Consider the following 17852-nt stretch of genomic DNA (forward strand, 5'->3'; position numbering starts at 1 on the left):
TCACTTCGACGGGGATGACCATGCGACTTCACTTCTCGCGCGCCGGTTTGCGTGGCGCGCTGCTTTCCACGCTCAGCCTGCTGGCCCTGTCCGCGGCCCACGCCCAGGACAAGACCCCCGACACCGACGTGGACCAGGTGGTCATCACCGCCGCCCGCACCATCCTGCCCGCCAGCGCCCTGCCGCTGACCGTCGACGTGATCGACCAGGAGATGCTGAGCCAGCAGGTCGCCGTCAGCGGCTCGATCGTCGACGCCGTCTCGACCCTGTCGCCGTCGTTCTCGCCCACGCGCCAGAAGCTGTCGGGCGCGGGCGAGAGCCTGCGCGGCCGCTCACCGCTTTACGCCATCAACGGCATCCCGCAGTCGACGCCGATCCGCGACGGCTCGCGCGACGGCTACACGATCGACCCGTTCTTCATCGACCGCGTCGAGCTGATCTACGGCTCCAACGCCCTGCAAGGTATCGGCGCCACCGGCGGCGTGGTCAACCAGGTCACCGTCGGCCCGCCGAAGACGGACGGCGTCTCGGGCCGGGCCCTGGTCCAGGCCACGGCCGGCCATGACCTGGGCGACGCGCTGGGGGCCAAGGTCGCCGGCCTGGTCGGCTGGCGCGAAGGGGCGTTCGACGCCACCGCTGGCGTCGCCTACGAGACGCGCGGCGCCTTCTATGACGCCAACGGCCGCCGCATCGGCATGGACAACACGCAAGGCGACGTCCAGGATTCCAAGACCCTGTCGCTGTTCGGTCGCCTGGGCTGGCAGATCTCGCCCAACACGCGCCTGGACATCGTCGGCAATCGCTTCGAGCTGAAGGGCGACGGCGACTTCGTGACCGTCACCGGCACGGCCGTAGCGCCGACCGACGGCAATCGCCTGACCCGCCTGCCGACCACGGCCTATCGCGGCGTCCAGCCCGGCGAACCGGCCGCCAACCGCGTCGAGACCCTGTCGGCGGCCCTGGTCAATGACGACCTCTATGGCGGCGTGCTGAACGCCCAGGTGTTCTTCAACCGCTCGCGCGACACCTTCGGCGGCGACAAGAGCGCGACCTTCCAGGACGTGGCCATCGCCCCGTCGGGCACGCTGTTCGAACAGTCCTCGAACCGCTCGCGCAAGCTGGGCGCGCGGATCAGCTACGAGCGCGCCGTGCCGGGAATCGAAGGCCTGACCGCCACCGCCGGCCTCGACGCCCTGACCGACACCACCGCGCAACTGCTGATCGTCACCGGCCGCGCCTGGGTGCCGCCGACCAAGTTCCAGAGCCTGGCCCCGTTCATCCAGGGCAACTACGCCCTGTTCGACGGCAAGCTGCGCCTGGCCGGCGGCGCGCGCTTCGAGAACGTCGAGCTGAAGGTCGACGACTTCACCACCCTGGCCTTCTACGGCTCGCGCAAGGTGGGCGGCGGCCATCCGGAGTTCAGCGCCACCCTGCTGAACGGCGGCGTGGTGTTCGAGCCGGCCAAGGGCGTGCGCCTCTATGGCAGCTATGCCGAGGGCTACACCGTGCCGGACGTCGGTCGCATCCTGCGCGCCATCAATGTCGCCAATGTCGATGTCGACACCTATCTGGCCGTCGAGCCGATCGTGTCGAACAACCGCGAACTGGGCGCGGAACTGAAGCGCGGACCGTTCGACGCCAGCGTCGCCTACTTCTGGTCCAAGTCGAAACTGGGCCAGCTGCTGGTCAAGAACGCCGGCGGCATCTTCGACGTCCAGCGCCAGGGCGTGGCGATCGAGGGCCTCGAGGTCAATGTGAAGGCCCGCACCCCGGTCGATGGTCTGTCGGTCTCGACCGGCTATGCCCGCCTGCGCGGCAAGACCGACACCAATGCCGACGGCAAGGTCGACACCGACCTGGACGGCGCCAACATCTCGCCCGACCGCCTGAACCTCGCCGCTGACTATCAGACGGGCAAGTGGGCGATGCGCGTGCAGGTCCAGAAGTACATCAAGCGCGACATGCAGACCGCCCTGGTGAAGGACGACTTCAACGGCTACACGGTCGCCGACGCCTTCGTGCGCTACCGGCTGCCCGTCGGGGCCGTGTCGCTGGGCGTCCAGAACATCCTGAACAAGCAGTACATCTCGTACAATTCGGACACGACCTTGCCCGCCAAAGACAAGTTCTATGCCGGCCGCGGCCGTGTCGCGACGCTGGGCTGGGAAACGCGCTTCTGATGAAGACCCTGCGCCTGCTGCACCGCTGGACGGGCGGCCTGATCGGTCTCCTGCTGGCGCTCCTGGGCTTCACCGGCGCGCTGCTGGTGCACGAGGACGCCTTCCTGCGCGCCACCGTGCCCCACGCCGCCGACGCCCAGCGGCAGGACGCCGCGACGCTCGGCGCCATGGCGACCAAGGTCTTCGCCGCCGAGGACCGCCCGCGCTCGATCGTGCTGGCGACGCCCCGGATGGGCCTGCACAAGCTGGCCTACAAGACCGAGGAGAAGTCCGCCTACACCGACCAGGACGGCAATATCGTCCAGGCCTGGACCTCCAACTGGGCCCGGCCGGAGGTGTGGATCTTCGACTTCCACCATCACCTGTTCAACGGCGACACCGGCGAGATCGTCGGCGGGATCGCCGGCCTGGCGGGCCTCTGCTTCGTGGTCACCGGCCTGATCCTGTGGTGGCCGACGCGGCGGATGTTCCATGTCCGCCTGTGGCCACGGATGATGAAGCGGGCGGCGATCGTCCATCATCACCGCGACCTGGGCGTGCTGATCGCGCCGCTGCTGATCCTGTCGCTGACGACTGGCGCGGCGATGAACTTGAAGTGGTTCTCCAACGCCCTGCGCGCGCCGTTAACGCCGCCGGCGGTGATGGAGAAGGCCTCGGCCGCGCCCAAGACCAAGGGCGGCAAGCTGGCCAAGGACCTCGACTGGACCAAGGTCATCGCTACGGCCCAGGCCCGCTTCCCGGGCGCGGAGGTGCGGACCATCGGCCTGCCGCAGAAGAAGGGCGGGCTGATCTCGATCCGCCTGCGCCAGCAGGTCGAGTGGCTGCCCAACGGCCGCTCGATGGCCTGGTTCGATCCGGCCACCGGCGCGATGGTCGGCAGCCGCGACGCCCAGGCCCTGCCGCTGGGCTCGCGGATCGCCAACGCCGACTTCCCGCTGCACGCGGCCAAGGTCGGCGGGCTGACCTATCGACTGGTGATGACGGTCTCGGGCCTGACCCTGGCGCTGCTGGGGTCGCTGGCTGTGGTGACCTTCTGGGGCAATCCGGCGGGTACGCCCAAGCGCCGGCGTCCGGCGAAGAAGCCTGTTCCACAAGTGGCATGACCAAAGTTCATATTGGCCTGGCCAAAATGATTTCCCTGACGCAAGACTAGCCCAACCGCCGGCGATGACCGGCGCGGGGAGGGTGCGTCATGGAGCTGCCGAGACGGCATGTACTGGGACTGTCGGCGGCCGCGATGCTGGCGCCGGCGGTAGCGAAGGGCTCCCCTGTTGCGGCGGGACTCGAGCCCTATGGCGCGCTGCTGAAGACCTGGTGCGACGGCCTGCTGGAACGGCAGGTGCGCGGCGCGAAGGAAGGCGACGGCGCCTTCCTGTGTCCCGGCTGCGGCATGGTCCACGGCCGGATCGGCGACGCGGTCTATCCGCTGCTGCGCATGGCGCGGACCAGCGGCGACGATCGCTATGTCCGCGCGGCGATCGCGGCCCACGGCTGGAGCGAGCGCAACGTCACGCGGCCGGACGGGAGCTGGGTCAACGACGTCTTCCTCAACGACTGGAAGGGCATCACGGTCTTCCGCGCCATCGCGCTGTCCGAGACCCTGCTGCACCACGGCGACCTGCTGGACCGCGCCACCCGCGAGGCCTGGCGCGCGCGGCTGGAGAAGGCCTTCGTCTTCCTCGACGGGTTCATGACCCTGGACACCGGCAACATCAACTATCCGGTCACCACGGCCTACGCGATGTCGCTGGGGGCGGAGGTGTTCGGTCGTGAGGCCTATGCCGCCAAGGCGCGGACCTTCGCCCTCGCGGCGCTGGATTACTTCACCCCGGACGGCCTGCTGTTCGGCGAGGGCCACCCGCAGCGCGGCCGCACCGCCAAGGGCCGGCCGCCGGTCGACCTCGGCTACAATGTCGAGGAGTCCCTGCCGGCCCTGGCCATGTACGCCCTGCGCACCGGCGACCAGGCGGTGATGGACCAGGTGGTCACGAGCCTGCGCGCCCACATGGAGTTCATGCTGCCCGACGGAGCCTGGGACAACAGCTGGGGCACCCGGAACGTCAAGTGGACCTGGTGGGGCAGCCGCACCAGCGACGGCTGCCATACGGCCTATCGCGTGCTGGCCGATAAGGACCCGCGCTTCGCCGAGGTCTCGGCCCGCAACCTGGCCCTGATGGCCGCCTGCACCCACGATGGCCTGCTGTACGGCGGGCCGGACTATCGCGCCGCCGGCTATCGGCCGTGCATCCACCATACCTTCAGCCACGCGGCCTCGCTGGCGGCGGTGATCGACCTGGCCAAGCCGGCGGCGGTCGCCCGCACCGAGCTGCCGCGCGACAAGCCCTATGGGCTGAAGAGCTTCCCGGAGATCGGCACGCACCTGGCCTCGGTGGGGCCGTGGCGGGCCAGCTTCACCGACTATGACTTCGACTACCTGGCGCCGGCCGGTGGCGGCCATGCCTCGGGCGGGGCGGTCTCGCTGCTGTATCACCAGGCCCTGGGACCGGTGCTGGCGTCCAGCATGACCCGCTACAAGGCCGTCGAGATCAGCAATCAGCAGGCGCCGATCGACGCCAACCACCAAGTCCTGACCCCGCGCATTGAGCTGGTGGACGGCAAGGACGTCTTCACGAACATCGCCGACCTGACCGCGAAGTTCGAGGTGACTGGCGGTGGGGACGCGGTGCGCACTACGGCGAGTGGCAAGCTGGTGACACCGGAAGGGAAGGGGACGATCGCCTACGCCCTGACCCACGCTCTGACGCCAGCAGGCCTGACCTTGACGGCTCAGGTCACCGGGCTCGCGGCCGGCAAGACCGCGCGGTTGGTGCTGCCGATGATCGCCCGCGCTGACCAGGCGGTGGAGCGCAAGGACGCGCGGGTTGTGACGGTGGCCAAGGGGAGTGGCCGGATCACGGTCGTCGCCGACGCCGACTTCGCCCCGGTGTCGGTCCAGAGGGTCTTCAACCTCGTGCCCGGCCTGCAGGCCGCGCCGTTGTCGATCGACCTGACCGAAGGCCAGACCGTCAGCGTGACGATCACCGCCTAGGCGCGCGCCTCGGCGTCGAGGATCGCCCGGACCTTGGCGGCCAGGGACGGGGCGTCATAGGGCTTGTCGAGCATCGGATACTCGTCGGCCCAGTCGATCGCTTCCTCGCCGATGAAGCCGGAGGTCAGCAGCACCTTCAGCTTCGGGTTCTTGCCGCGCGCTTGGCGAGCCAGGTCCAGACCGCTGACGCCGCCGGGCATGATGACGTCCGAGAACAGCATCTCGAACGCCTTCGATCCGCCCAGTCGGCGCAGGGCGCTGGCGGCGTTGCGGGCGGTGGTCACGTGGTAGCCGAGGCCCTCCAGCGTATCGACCGCCAGGGCCAGCACCGCCGGATCGTCCTCGACCACCAGGATGCGTTCCGAGCCGGTGGCGTCCTCCGACGGCACGGTCGGGGCCGGCGCGCGCACGGGACCGGCGGCGATGGCGGGCAGGGTGATCTCGAACGCCGCGCCTTCGCCCAGGGTGGTCGACAGCGTGACCTGACCGCCGGACTGGCTGACGAAGCCATAGACCTGGGCCAGGCCCAGGCCCGAGCCCTTGCCGACGTCCTTGGTGGTGAAGAACGGCTCGAAGACGCGCGAGGCGACGTCCGGGGCCATGCCCGGCCCGGTGTCGCGCACGACGAGGCGGTGGCCGGCGTCGGGATCGATCTGGATGCTGATCGTCAGGCCGCCGGACCCGCCCATGGCGTCGCGGGCGTTGACGGCCAGGTTCAGCAGGGCGCTTTCCAGTTGCGCCGGGTCGACATTGACGAAGGCCGGGGCCTGGGCCGGATCGAAGCGCAAGGAAACGCCGTCGCCGATCGCCTGCCGCAGCAGCGGCGAGAAGTCCCGCACCAGGTCGTTGAGATCGACGGCGGCGGGGTCCAGGCGTTGGCGGCGCGAGAAGGCCAGCAGCTGACGGGTCAGGGCCGCGCCGCGCTCGGTGGCCTGGCGGATGGCCGTGACCTGGCGGACATAGGCGAAGTCCGCGCCGCAGCGCCGCTGGATCAGGTCGACATTGCCCAGCACCACGGTCAGCAGGTTGTTGAAGTCGTGGGCGACGCCGCCGGTCAGCTGGCCGACGACCTCCATCTTGCGGGCGTGGCCCAGGGCCTCTTCCAGGGCGCGGCGCTCGGTGTTGTCCAGCAGGGTGCCGAACACCACGGGACGGCCGGTCTCGTGGTCCTCGGCCGGGACGCCCTGGTCGATCAGCGACTTGTAGGTCCCGTCGGCGCACAGCCAGCGATACTCGCAGGTATAGGCATTGCCGCGACGGGCGTCCTCCTGGGCCTGGGCGACGATGGCGCGGTCGTCGGGATGGACGTGCGCGTAGCCGAAGTCTGGATCGTCGGTGAAGCAGTGGGCGTCGTAGCCGGTCAGCCCCAGCACCGCCTCGCTGACCGACAGGGCGGCGTAGGGCGGGTCGGCTTGGCGGGAATAGAACACGATCGGCAGGGCCAGCTGGATCGCCTGCTGACGGCGCAGGCTGATCTGCAGCGAGCGCTCGGCCTCCAGCTTCTCGGCCTGGACGCGGGCGTTCTCTTCCAGGAGGCGCTGGCGGTTCTCCAGCTCCTGGGCCAGCTCCATGCGCTTGATGTGCAGGTCGACCAGCACCTGCACCTTGGAGCGCAGGATGAACGGGTCGACCGGCTTGAACACCACGTCGACGGCGCCGGCCGAGTAGGCCTTGAAGATGTGGCCCTCGTCGCGGAACACGGCGGTCAGGAAGACGATCGGTACGTCACGGGTGCGGCGCCGCTCGCGGATCAGGGCGGCGGTCTCGTAGCCGTCCATGCCGGGCATGTGCAGGTCCAGCAGGATGACCGCGAAGTCGTCGGTCAGCAGCTTGCGCAGCGCCTCGGGGCCCGAGCGGGCGACGACCAGCTCCTGGTCCAGCGCCTCCAGGGCCTGGCACGCGGCGAAGGCGTTCCGTTCGTCGTCATCGACGATCAGGATCTTGGCCTTCGGTCGATCGACCGGAAGGGGCTCGGGAGGGAACTGGACCGCCTGGATCGACATGCTTAGTGGGCCACGCTGGACAGGCTTACGATGTTGTCGCCGGCCAGCTTGCGGGCGTCGGCGCGCTGCACCGCCACGCGCAGGACCGAGATCAACTGGTCAAGGTCGACGGGCTTGGACACATAGTCAGAGGCGCCGGCCTGGATGCATTTCTGCCGGTCGCCCTTCATCGCCTTGGCGGTCACGGCGACGACGGGCAGGTTGGCGAACCGCGAGCGGGCGCGAATCTCGCGCATGGTCTCGTAGCCGTCCATGTCGGGCATCATGATGTCGACCAGGACCATGTCGACCTCGGGCAGGCTGTCCAGCAGCTCCAGACCCGCGCGGCCGCTCTCGGCGTAGCGCAGGGCGATGCCGTACTCCTCCAGGGCGCTGGCCAGGGAGAAGATGTTGCGGATGTCGTCGTCGATGACCACGGCGGTGCGGCCGGTCAGCACCGCGTCGGCGTGACGAGTGCGCGTCAGCATGGCGCGGGCGCTGTCGGGCAGGCGCTCGACCCGGTCGTGCTGGATCAGGGCGACGTGGTCGATCAGCTGCTCGCCGGTGCGGGCCAGGCGCGCCGCGCCGGTGAACACGGCCAGCCGCAGGCGGCGCTCCTCCTCGGCGTCGAGCTCGCCGGCGGCGTAGAGCACGGTCGAGCCGGACACCGCCCCGCGCTGGCGCAGCAGGTCCAGGGTCGGGCCGACCCGGCCGCTGGCGATCGCCACCACCAGGCAACCCTGTTCGCCGTCGAAGGCCGCGGGCGGCAGGGCTTCGAGCTTGGCTTCCGTCCGCGCGCCGCCGAAGGCCGAGGCCAGCAGGTCGGCCGTCTCGCGATCGCCGCCGACCAGGACCGGCGAGCGGTCCTCGTGGCTGGCCAGGCGGCGTACGCGGTCGAGAGTGGAGACCACCGCCTCCTGCTCGACCGGCTTGCTGGTGAAGCCCAGGGCGCCCATCGACAGGGAGAGGCCGCCCCGGTCATCGGCCGAGATCACCTGCACCGGGATGTGCCGCGTCTCGGGCGTGCGCTTGAGAAGGTCCAGCAAGGCCAGGCCGTCCATGTCGGGCAGGCCGACGTCCAGCAGGATGGCTTCGGGCGCGAAGCGGCGGGCCAGGGACGGGACCGAGGCGCCTTCGCTGGTCACCACGCCCTTGAAGCCGGCGTCGCGGGCCAGGGCCAGCAGGATCGAGGCGAAGCGCGGGTCGTCCTCGACGATCAGCACCGTCGAGTCGGCGGGGGTGATGGTGTCGCGGTCGTCGATCACGCTCTCGACCGGCTCGTAGGTCGCCGCGTCGGCGGTCGAGAAGGTGAAGGTCGAGGATTGCGAGGTCGGCATGCGCGGCGCGGGCATCGGCGCCGGCTGGGCCGTAGGGCTGAAGTTCAGCGGCAGATAGAGGGTGAAGGTCGAGCCCTCACCGGGGGTCGAGACGACCTTAAGTTCGCCGCCCAACAGGCGGGTGATCTCGCGGCTGATGGAGAGGCCCAGGCCCGTGCCGCCGTACTTGCGGCTGGTGGTGCCGTCGGCCTGCTGGAAGGCCTCGAAGATGATCCGCTGCTTGTCCTCGGGGATGCCGATGCCGGTGTCGGCCACCGCGAAGGCCAGCACCTGGCCGGCCTTGTTCAGGTGGTCGTTGCCCAGCGCCCAGCCGGACTCGGCACGGCTGACGCTGAGCTTCACCGAACCGGCCTGGGTGAACTTGAAAGCGTTGCTGAGCAGGTTCTTGATCACCTGCTGCAGGCGCTTGTCGTCGGTGTACATGGCCGGTGGCAGGGCCGGGTCGAGGTCGATCGCGAAGTCCAGCTTCTTGTCCTGCGCCAGCTGGGCGAAGGTGCGGCGGGTCTGGTCGCTGAGCGAGGCGAACGGCATCTGTCCGATGTCCAGAGTGACCGTGCCGCTCTCGATCTTCGACAGGTCGAGGATGTCGTTGATCAGGCCCAGCAGGTCGGCGCCGGCCGAATGGATGTTCTTGGAGAACTCCACCTGCTTGTCGCTCAGGTTCCCTTGCGCGTTCTCGCTGAGCATCTTCGAGAGGATCAGCAGCGAGTTCAGCGGCGTACGCAGCTCGTGGCTCATATTGGCCAGGAACTCGGACTTGTATTTGGAGGTCAGGGCCAGCTGTTCGGCCTTCTCCTCCAGCGCCGCCTTGGCCTGCTCGACCTCGGCGTTCTTGGCCTCCACCTGCTTGTTCTGGGCGGACAGGAGGACGGCCTTGTCCTCCAGCTCGGCGTTGGTGGTCTGCAGCTCGTCCTGCTTGGAGCGCAGCAGCTCTTCCGACTGACGGAGGGACGCGGCCTGCAGTTCCAGGCGGTCGTTGGTCTTCTTCAGCTCTTCCTGCTGGGCCTGCAGTTCCGAGGTCAGCAACTGCGATTGCTCCAGCAGGCCCTCGGTCCGCATGTTGGCGGCGATGGTCGACAGCACGATGCCGATCGACTCCATCAACTGGTCCAGGAACGCCTGCTGGGTCTCGTTGAACTCGCCGAAGCTGGCCAGTTCGATCACCGCCTTCAGCTCGCCCTCGAACAGGGCCGGCAGGACGATGATGCTGCGCGGGGCGCTTTCGCCGAGCCCGGAGCTGACCTTGACGTAGTCCTTGGGGACGTTGGTCAGCAGGATGCGCTCCTTCTCGGCCGCGCACTGGCCGATCAGGCCCTCGCGCAGGTAGAGCTGACCCGACGGCGGCTTGCGGCGATTGCCGGCGTAGCTGGCGGCCAGGTTCAGGACCGCTTCACCGGCCTCGTTGGTGTCGGAGACGTAGAACACCCCGTGCTGGGCGTTGATCAGCGGGGCCAGTTCCGACAGCACCAGGTTCGACACGGTCGACAGGTCGCGCTCGCCCTGCAGCATGCGGCTGAACCGGGCCAGGTTGGTCTTCAGCCAGTCCTGCTCGGTGTTCTTCAGAGTCTGATCCTTCAGGTTACGGATCATCTCGTTGATGTTGTCCTTGAGCGCGGCCACTTCGCCCGAGGCCTCGACGGTGATCGAGCGCGTCAGGTCGCCCTTGGTCACGGCCGTCGACACCTCGGCGATGGCGCGGACCTGGGTGGTCAGGTTGGCGGCCAGCTCGTTGACGTTGTCGGTCAGGTCGCGCCACAGGCCGGCGGCCCCGGGCACCCGGGCCTGGCCGCCCAGCTTGCCTTCCGAACCCACTTCGCGGGCCACGTTGGTCACCTGGTCGGCGAAGGTGGCCAGGGTCTCGATCATGCCGTTGATGGTGTCGGCCAGCGAGGCGATCTCGCCCTTGGCGTCCAAGGTCAGCTTGCGCTTGAGGTTGCCTTGCGCGACCGCGGTGACGACGTCGGCGATGTTGCGGACCTGGCCGGTCAGGTTGGCGGCCATCATGTTGACGTTGTCGGTCAGGTCCTTCCAGGTACCCGCGACACCCGGCACGGCGGCCTGGCCCCCGAGCTTGCCCTCGGTGCCGACTTCGCGGGCCACGCGGGTCACTTCCGAGGCGAAGCCGTTCAGCTGGTCCACCATGACGTTGATGGTGTTCTTCAGCTCCAGGATCTCGCCCTTCACGTCGACGGTAATCTTCTTGGAAAGGTCGCCGTTGGCCACGGCGGTCGTCACGTCGGCGATGTTGCGGACCTGGCCGGTCAGGTTGGCGGCCATGAAGTTGACGTTGTCGGTGAGATCCTTCCAGGTGCCGGCGACGCCCTTCACCTGGGCCTGACCGCCGAGCTTGCCTTCGGTGCCGACTTCGCGGGCCACGCGGGTCACTTCCGAGCTGAACGAGTTCAGCTGATCGACCATGGTGTTGATGGTGTTCTTCAGTTCGAGGATTTCGCCGCGCACGTCGACGGTGATCTTCTTCGACAAGTCGCCCATGGCGACGGCGGTCGTCACCTCGGCGATGTTCCGTACCTGGCCGGTCAGGTTGCCGGCCATCAGGTTGACGTTGTCGGTCAGTTCCTTCCACGTCCCGGCCACGCCCTTCACCTGGGCCTGACCGCCGAGCTTGCCTTCCGTGCCCACTTCCCGCGCCACGCGGGTGACTTCCGAGGCGAAGGCGTTCAGCTGGTCCACCATGGTGTTGATGGTGTTCTTCAGCTCCAGGATCTCGCCCTTCACGTCGACGGTGATCTTCTTGGACAAGTCGCCATTGGCCACGGCGGTGGTGACGTCGGCGATGTTCCGCACCTGACCGGTCAGGTTTGCGGCCATGAAGTTGACGTTGTCGGTGAGGTCCTTCCAGGCCCCGGTGACACCCTTGACCTGGGCCTGACCACCCAGCTTGCCCTCGGTGCCGACTTCGCGGGCCACGCGGGTCACTTCCGAAGAGAACGAGTTCAGCTGGTCCACCATGACGTTGATGGTGTTCTTCAGCTCCAGGATCTCGCCCTTCACGTCGACGGTGATCTTCTTCGACAAGTCGCCCATGGCGACGGCGGTGGTGACCTCGGCGATGTTGCGGACCTGACCCGTCAGGTTTGCGGCCATGAAGTTGACGTTGTCGGTGAGGTCCTTCCAGGTGCCGCCGACCCCGGTGACGTTGGCCTGGCCGCCCAGCTTGCCTTCGGTGCCGACTTCCCGCGCCACGCGGGTGACTTCCGAGGCGAAGGCGTTCAGCTGGTCCACCATGATGTTGATGGTCGACTTCAGCTCCAGGATCTCGCCCTTCACGTCGACGGTGATCTTCTTGGAGAGATCGCCCATGGCCACGGCCGTGGTCACCTCGGCGATGTTGCGGACCTGGCCCGTAAGATTGCCGGCCATCAGGTTGACGTTGTCGGTCAGCTCCTTCCAAGTGCCGCCGACGCCTTCCACGCGGGCCTGACCGCCGAGCTTGCCTTCGGTGCCGACTTCGCGGGCCACGCGGGTGACTTCGCTGGCGAAGGCGTTGAGCTGGTCCACCATGACGTTGATGGTGTCCTTCAGCTCCAGGATCTCGCCGCGCACGTCGACGGTGATTTTCTTGGAGAGGTCGCCGCGGGCCACGGCGGTGGTCACCTCGGCGATGTTGCGGACCTGGCCGGTCAGGTTGCCGGCCATCAGGTTGACGTTGTCGGTCAGTTCCTTCCAGGTCCCCGCCACGCCCTTGACGTTGGCCTGGCCGCCCAGCTTGCCTTCCGTACCGACTTCGCGGGCCACGCGGGTCACTTCCGAAGCGAAGCTGTTGAGTTGGTCCACCATGGTGTTGATGGTGTTCTTCAGCTCCAGCACCTCGCCCTTCACGTCGACGGTGATCTTGCGGGAAAGGTCGCCATTGGCGACGGCGGTGGTGACCTCGGCGATGTTGCGGACCTGGCCGGTCAGGTTGCCGGCCATCAGGTTGACGTTGTCGGTGAGGTCCTTCCAGGCGCCGGTGACGCCCTTGACCTGGGCCTGGCCGCCCAGCTTGCCCTCGGTGCCGACTTCACGCGCCACCCGGGTGACTTCCGAGGCGAACGAGCCCAGCTGCCCGACCATGGTGTTGACGACCTTGCCGGTGCGCAGGAACTCGCCGCGCAGGGGGCGGTCCTCGTTCTCCAGGTCCATGGTCTGTGAGAGGTCGCCATTGGCCACGGCGCCGATCACGCGGGCCATTTCGGCGGTGGGGTGGACCATGTCGGTGATCAGGCTGTTGACGGCCTCGACGCTGTCGGCCCAGGCCCCGACCGCGCCCGGCAGCTGAGCGCGCTGGTTGATCTTGCCCTGGCGGCCGACCACATCGCGCAGCCTTTCGAACTCTTTCGAGAGCCGGTCGTTCATCTCGACGGCGTCGTTGAAGGCCTCGGCCAGCTCGCCGTCCAGGCCGCTGAGGTCGCCGGGCAGGCGGACCGAGAAGTCGCCTCGCCGGAAGGCGCGGAACGCCGCCAACAGCTGATGCCCGTCGAGCTCGGGCTTATCCGTGGCCCGTTCCAGAACGCCTTGCATGCTCGTCACCCCAATCAGAGCCACTCAATGTGGATCGAGGGTGACTGGAACCGGACGCGGCTGGAGCATGGGCGCTCGACAGCCGTCGTCCGGGACGCACCCATCCCCGAACTCCTCTTGGAACGCTGCTGTTTGTTACCGGTTCCCCGGAACCGGTAGGGCGCGAAATTTGGCCAGAAGTTCGGTCAGCCATTGGCGTTCGCCATAGGCCTGGCGCGGCGGGATGGTCAGTTCGATCCGGGTGCCGCCGTCGCTTTCGACCCGCAGGTCGCCGTTCAGACGCTGGGTGCGCTCGCGCATGCCGACGACGCCGTAGTGGCCGGCCTGTTCGGCGCTGGCCAGGCGGCCGTCCGGGATGCCGACGCCGTCGTCGCGCACCACCAGCCGGAAGGCGGACGGTTCGAAGGCGATCTCGACCTTCACCAGGCTGCCGCCGGAGTGGCGCACGGCGTTGCGGATGGCTTCCGAGCCGATCTGGGTGACCTCGTCCAGGACCGACGGCGTCAGCTGGCGGGTCTCGCCCAGGGTGGTCAACTGCAGCTCCGGCTTGGCGGTCGCGCCGGTGAAGTCGGCGGCGACGCTCAGGCGTTGGGCCAGGTCCTCGCTGGAGCGGGCGGTGCGAAGGTCCATGATCCGCTCGCGGCTCTCGATCACCACCTGCTCGGCGCGGTCGATGGCCTCGCCGACCTGACCCCGGGCGGGACCCTCGGGCAGGGTGTTGGTCAGGTTATGGAACTTCAGCACCAGGGCCTGGACGTTCTGCAGCAGGGTGTCGTGCAGCTCGCGGGCGATGCGCTCGCGCTCGGCCATTCGGTCCTCGTACTGCTGGGTGATGCGGCGGGCGGTGAGGCGGTGGCGCAGGTAGAAGGCCCCGCCGCCCAGCAGCAGGACGCCCAGGCCGAGCAGCACCAGGAAAATCCGTGACTGGAAGAAGGTCGGCGGGATCACGAAGTCCAAGGTCGCGCCGGCCCGGTTCCAGACCCCGTCGTTGTTGGCGGCGATGACCGAGAACCGGTACTGGCCCGGTGGCAGGCGCGTGTAGAAGGCCTGGTGGCGCGCGCCCGGATCGACCCAGTCGCCATCGACGCCCCACAGGCGATAGCGCACGCGGACGCGGTCGGGCACCACCAGGCTGGGGGCGGCGAAGTCGATCCGCAGGTCGCGGACCCCGCTCATCAGCCGCATGTCCTGCCGGGCCGGCAGAGCGACGTTGTTGGCCGTGACGCTGGTGATGCTGACCGTCGGCGGCACGGGGTTGTGCGACAGGTCGGCGGGCTCGATCCAGGCGACGGCGCGGTTGGTCAACAGCCAGACGCGGTGGTCGCCGTCCGCCACGACCGTGCGATGGCAGCAGTGCTGCTGCGGCGCGCCCGGCAGGCCGTCGCGATAGTCGAACCGCTTCAGCTCGACCGGCATGGCGGGGTCGGCGAAGGCCTTGTCCAGCGCCTGGGCCGTGATCCGCGAGACGCCGCGGATCGTGCCCAGCCAGACGCCGCCCAGGCCGTCGGGCGTCAGACCCGAGACCAGGCTCAGCGCGGGATGGCGGTCGACGGTCAGGGACTGGAAGCGGTTGCCCGCCAGCCGGGCCACGCCACGCTCGCCGCCGGCCAGGACCAGGCCCCGGCGGTCGGTGACGATGGTCTTCAGCTCGCCGATCGCCAGGCCGTCGGCCTCCGTGAACCGCCGAACGCCGCCGCCGCCGATCGCATAGAGGTCGAAGCCAGGATCGGCCGCCCAGATCGTCCCATCGGCGCTGGCCACCAGGATGCGCGGATAGAAGCTCTTGGGTAGCTGGGCGGTGACCGGCCGCCAGCCCTGACCGTCGTGGCGGAACAGGCCCGCGCCGCTGATCGACGCCCACAGGCCGCCCAGGCTGTCCTGGGCGCAGGCCAGGACGATGCGGCCCTCGGCGCCAGCGGGCAGGGGGATGGAGGCCAGGCTCGGTCCGTCGACCCGCCACAGGCCCTTGTCGGCGGCCATCCAGACCTTGCCGTCTTTGCCGGCGCACAGCTCGTTGGGATGGCCCAGGCCCCGGTGCAGCACGCGCGGGCGGTCTGCGTCGTCGAAGCGATAGAGCGTATCGGCGTCGGTCAGGTAGAGCCGTCCGCGCGGCGTCACCACGGCGCGATAGCCCTCGCGCGTGCTGGAGGGGATCGAGCGTTCGGTGACGATGTCGGCGGCGCTGAAGCGGTCCAGGCCCAGCAGGCTGCCGACCCAGACATTGCGCTCGCGATCCAGGAACAGGGCGGCGGCCAGGTCGGCGGTCAGGCCCTGGGCCGCGCCGTAGGTCTGGTCGACATCGGCCTTCGACAGGATGCGTCCGGTCGGGACCCGATCGGGGCGCAGGAGGCGATAGACGCCCTGGCCGTCCTCATAGGCGCCCCACAGCACGCCGGCGCTGTCGAACATCACTCGCCGCGAGACCAGCAGGTTCGACTTGGCTGGCGGGGTGCGGGTCGGCGCGACGGGATCGAACAGATGCGCGGGATCCAGCGCCCGCAGGCCGAAAGCCTGGTCCGCGAACCACAGGCGGCCGTCCGGGGCTTCGGCCAGGGCCCAGGAGCCTTCGACGGGCTCGTTGGTCCTTCGGACCTGCAGCGAGACGGGATCGACGCGGACCAGGGCGTGCTGGGCCGCGACCCAGACGCCGCCGTCGCGGGCGACCACCATGTTGAAGGCGCGCCCATAGGCCGGGTCCCAGGCGATGGGCATCCAGCGGCCATGGCGATAGACGGTCACCCCGCCGAAGGCGGCGATCCAGACCGCGCCGTCGCGGGTCTCGACGAACTGCTTGAGCGTGCCGCTGGGCGGTCCGTCGACATAGTTGGTGATCTTGCCGTTGCGGATCACCGAGACGCCGCCCGAGTGGTAGCCGACCCAGACCTCGCCCGACCGGGTGACCATCATGGCCATGATGATCTCGCTGGGCAGGGTGGTCGTCCCGTCCGAGCGGAACTGGCTGAAGCGCACGCCGTCGAAGCGATACAGACCCGCGCCGGTGCCCAACCAAAGCTCGCCCTGCGGCGCCTGGCCGATCGCCCAGATGTTCGGCGGCGCGCCGGTGTCCTGTCGCCAGGCCGTGTGCAGGAGGCGGGGGATCTGCTGCTGCGGCTCCTCCGCCCGAGCCAGGTTACCGCAGATCAGCGCCAGGACCAGAGGCAGAGCACGCAGGAGGACCCGTCCCCAGGGCATTGTCGGCAGCTCTCAGTCCTGGAGGTGTAGTGCGCGGCTCATTGTTAGCTTCGCCGCAGGGGAGCGTCGAGCGCGGACGCTTTTGATCATATCTCTCGCCGTCAGGGTGCGTCCGTACAAGGCGCCGCGCGGATTCTGAGGTTGGCTGGGCTCCAGTCTTTCATGAACGGATCCGCCATGTACTCCAGCCGCATCGACCTCTCCGACCACGTCCGCAAGCAATCGGTCGCCCTGCTCCAGGCGCGGCTGTCGGATTGCCTGGACCTGGAGACCCAGCTGAAGCAGGCGCACTGGACGGTGCGCGGCCTCAACTTCTATCAGCTGCACCAGCTGTTCGACGCCTTGCATGGCGAGGTCGAGGAGTTCACCGACACCATCGCCGAACGCATCGCCTCGATCGGCGGCATTCCGGACGGCCGGGCCAAGACCACGGCGGCCAATTCGTCACTGTACGAATATTCGCTGGAGACCCACGGCGGCGAAAGCCACTTGAAGGCCGTGGCCGCCGTCCTGGCCCAGTTCGGCAAGGCCCTGCGTGCCGATATCGACGCCGCCGCCGAGCTGGGCGACGCCGACACCTCGGATGTCTTCACCGAGGTCTCGCGCGCGATCGACAAGCAGCTGTGGTTCGTCGAGGCGCACCTGGCCTGACCGAATCGCCCATCCCCTGTTTCCCCCGGGCGCCGCCGCGTCCGGGGTGTCGGCGTGTCCGCGTCGCACGGAAAAATGGCTTGCGGGTAAGCGCTGTCGGCGATCTCTGGGGACAGAGTGACCGTGGCGTCAGAAAACATCGCCGAACCCGTTCCGGTTACGGCAGTGTTTAGCTTACAACTGTCCTGACCTGTTCGCGTACAGATCAGGCCAAATCCAGCAACCGTTGAACCCGATGAACGCCATGACGCCCGAGGGCCGCAAGACGCGTGTGCTCATCGTCGATGACCACCCGCTGATGCGGGAGGGCATCGCCAACGCGCTGCTGGCCGAGCCCGACTTCGAGTTGGCCGGCGAGGCGTCGGACGGCGCCGAGGCCATCGAGAAGTCGAAGACCCTCAGGCCCGACGTCACCCTGATCGACCTGCAGATGCCGCGCCTGGGCGGACTGGAAGCTATCCCGGTGATCCTGTGCGAGGCCCCCGATTCCAAGATCGCGGTTCTGACCACCTATGGCGGCGACGCCTATGCCGAGCGCGCGCTGCGGCTGGGGGCCCTGGGCTTCCTGTTGAAGAGCTCCTTGCACCGCGAGCTGATCGAGGCGATCCGCACGGTCAGCGCCGGCCGCCGCTACGTCTCGCCGGTGGTGGCCGAGCAGATCCTGTCGCACATGAACGAGGACAAGCTCAGCGACCGCGAGCTGGCCGTCCTGCGCCTGATCTCGCGCGGCGAGCCCAACAAGGGCGTCGCGCGGCGGCTGTCGATCTCGGATCAGACGGTCAAGGTCCATGTGAAGAGCATCTTCGGCAAGCTGGGCGTCAGCGACCGCACCCACGCCGTCACCGTCGCGGTGCGGCGCGGGATCATCGACATCTAGAGCATTTTCAGACGAAGTGGATTCCGGTTCGTCGTCCGAAAATGCGTTCATACAAAGACTTAG

The 17852-nt window shown here is 68.5% G+C and carries 8 protein-coding genes; 5 read left to right on the plus strand and 3 right to left on the minus strand.

The annotated features are described in order from the left end of the window. The first annotated feature begins 20 nt into the window (after positions 1-20). The 3 genes from AC07NI_RS17115 to AC07NI_RS17125 all read left to right on the plus strand — a co-directional run bounded on the left by AC07NI_RS17115 (position 21) and on the right by AC07NI_RS17125 (position 5229). On the plus strand, positions 21-2180 hold the full coding sequence (locus AC07NI_RS17115) for a TonB-dependent receptor (RefSeq protein WP_494621249.1): 2160 nt from the start codon (positions 21-23) through the stop codon (positions 2178-2180). Next, positions 2180-3283, plus strand: a complete 1104-nt coding sequence (locus AC07NI_RS17120; protein ID WP_494621251.1) for a PepSY-associated TM helix domain-containing protein — start codon at positions 2180-2182, stop codon at positions 3281-3283. The genes AC07NI_RS17115 and AC07NI_RS17120 overlap by 1 nt, the downstream gene beginning before the upstream one ends. Before the next feature lie 89 nt (positions 3284-3372). Beyond that, positions 3373-5229 carry an ulvan lysase-like protein gene (locus AC07NI_RS17125; RefSeq protein WP_494621253.1) on the plus strand — a complete coding sequence of 619 codons (1857 nt, stop codon included), beginning with the start codon at positions 3373-3375 and terminating at the stop codon, positions 5227-5229. Here AC07NI_RS17125 and AC07NI_RS17130 read toward each other — a convergent pair. The 3 genes from AC07NI_RS17130 to AC07NI_RS17140 form a co-directional block, all read right to left on the minus strand. Further along, positions 5226-7232 carry a response regulator gene (locus AC07NI_RS17130; RefSeq protein ID WP_494621255.1) on the minus strand — a complete coding sequence of 669 codons (2007 nt, stop codon included), beginning with the start codon at positions 7230-7232 and terminating at the stop codon, positions 5226-5228. The genes AC07NI_RS17125 and AC07NI_RS17130 overlap by 4 nt on opposite strands. A gap of 2 nt (positions 7233-7234) precedes the next feature. After that, positions 7235-13069: a hybrid sensor histidine kinase/response regulator gene (locus tag AC07NI_RS17135; RefSeq protein WP_494621257.1), complete on the minus strand. Its 5835-nt coding sequence runs from the start codon at positions 13067-13069 to the stop codon at positions 7235-7237. 135 nt (positions 13070-13204) lie between these two features. Further along, the gene (locus AC07NI_RS17140; protein WP_494621259.1) at positions 13205-16261 is read right to left on the minus strand and encodes a sensor histidine kinase; all 3057 of its coding nucleotides are present in this window, start codon (positions 16259-16261) and stop codon (positions 13205-13207) included. 162 nt (positions 16262-16423) lie between these two features. On the opposite strand from AC07NI_RS17140, the gene dps reads away from it, so the two are divergent. Together dps and AC07NI_RS17150 are read left to right on the plus strand one after the other, a co-directional pair. Beyond that, the gene (dps, locus tag AC07NI_RS17145) at positions 16424-16912 is read left to right on the plus strand and encodes a DNA starvation/stationary phase protection protein Dps (protein WP_494621261.1); all 489 of its coding nucleotides are present in this window, start codon (positions 16424-16426) and stop codon (positions 16910-16912) included. A gap of 235 nt (positions 16913-17147) precedes the next feature. Continuing rightward, positions 17148-17789, plus strand: a complete 642-nt coding sequence (locus AC07NI_RS17150; protein WP_494621263.1) for a response regulator — start codon at positions 17148-17150, stop codon at positions 17787-17789. Positions 17790-17852: the final 63 nt, after the last annotated feature.

This window comes from Caulobacter sp. GW821-FHT10E02, from assembly GCF_059415225.1.

What these genes read in the sequence shown, in the direction of transcription:
- AC07NI_RS17140 (WP_494621259.1), bottom strand. Translation starts at nt 16,261, where the DNA reads ATGCCCTGGGGACGGGTCCTCCTGCGTGCTCTGCCTCTGGTCCTGGCG.
- AC07NI_RS17115 (WP_494621249.1), top strand. Translation starts at nt 21, where the DNA reads ATGCGACTTCACTTCTCGCGCGCCGGTTTGCGTGGCGCGCTGCTTTCC.
- AC07NI_RS17125 (WP_494621253.1), top strand. Translation starts at nt 3,373, where the DNA reads ATGGAGCTGCCGAGACGGCATGTACTGGGACTGTCGGCGGCCGCGATG.
- AC07NI_RS17130 (WP_494621255.1), bottom strand. Translation starts at nt 7,232, where the DNA reads ATGTCGATCCAGGCGGTCCAGTTCCCTCCCGAGCCCCTTCCGGTCGAT.
- AC07NI_RS17135 (WP_494621257.1), bottom strand. Translation starts at nt 13,069, where the DNA reads ATGCAAGGCGTTCTGGAACGGGCCACGGATAAGCCCGAGCTCGACGGG.
- AC07NI_RS17150 (WP_494621263.1), top strand. Translation starts at nt 17,148, where the DNA reads ATGAACGCCATGACGCCCGAGGGCCGCAAGACGCGTGTGCTCATCGTC.
- dps (WP_494621261.1), top strand. Translation starts at nt 16,424, where the DNA reads ATGAACGGATCCGCCATGTACTCCAGCCGCATCGACCTCTCCGACCAC.
- AC07NI_RS17120 (WP_494621251.1), top strand. Translation starts at nt 2,180, where the DNA reads ATGAAGACCCTGCGCCTGCTGCACCGCTGGACGGGCGGCCTGATCGGT.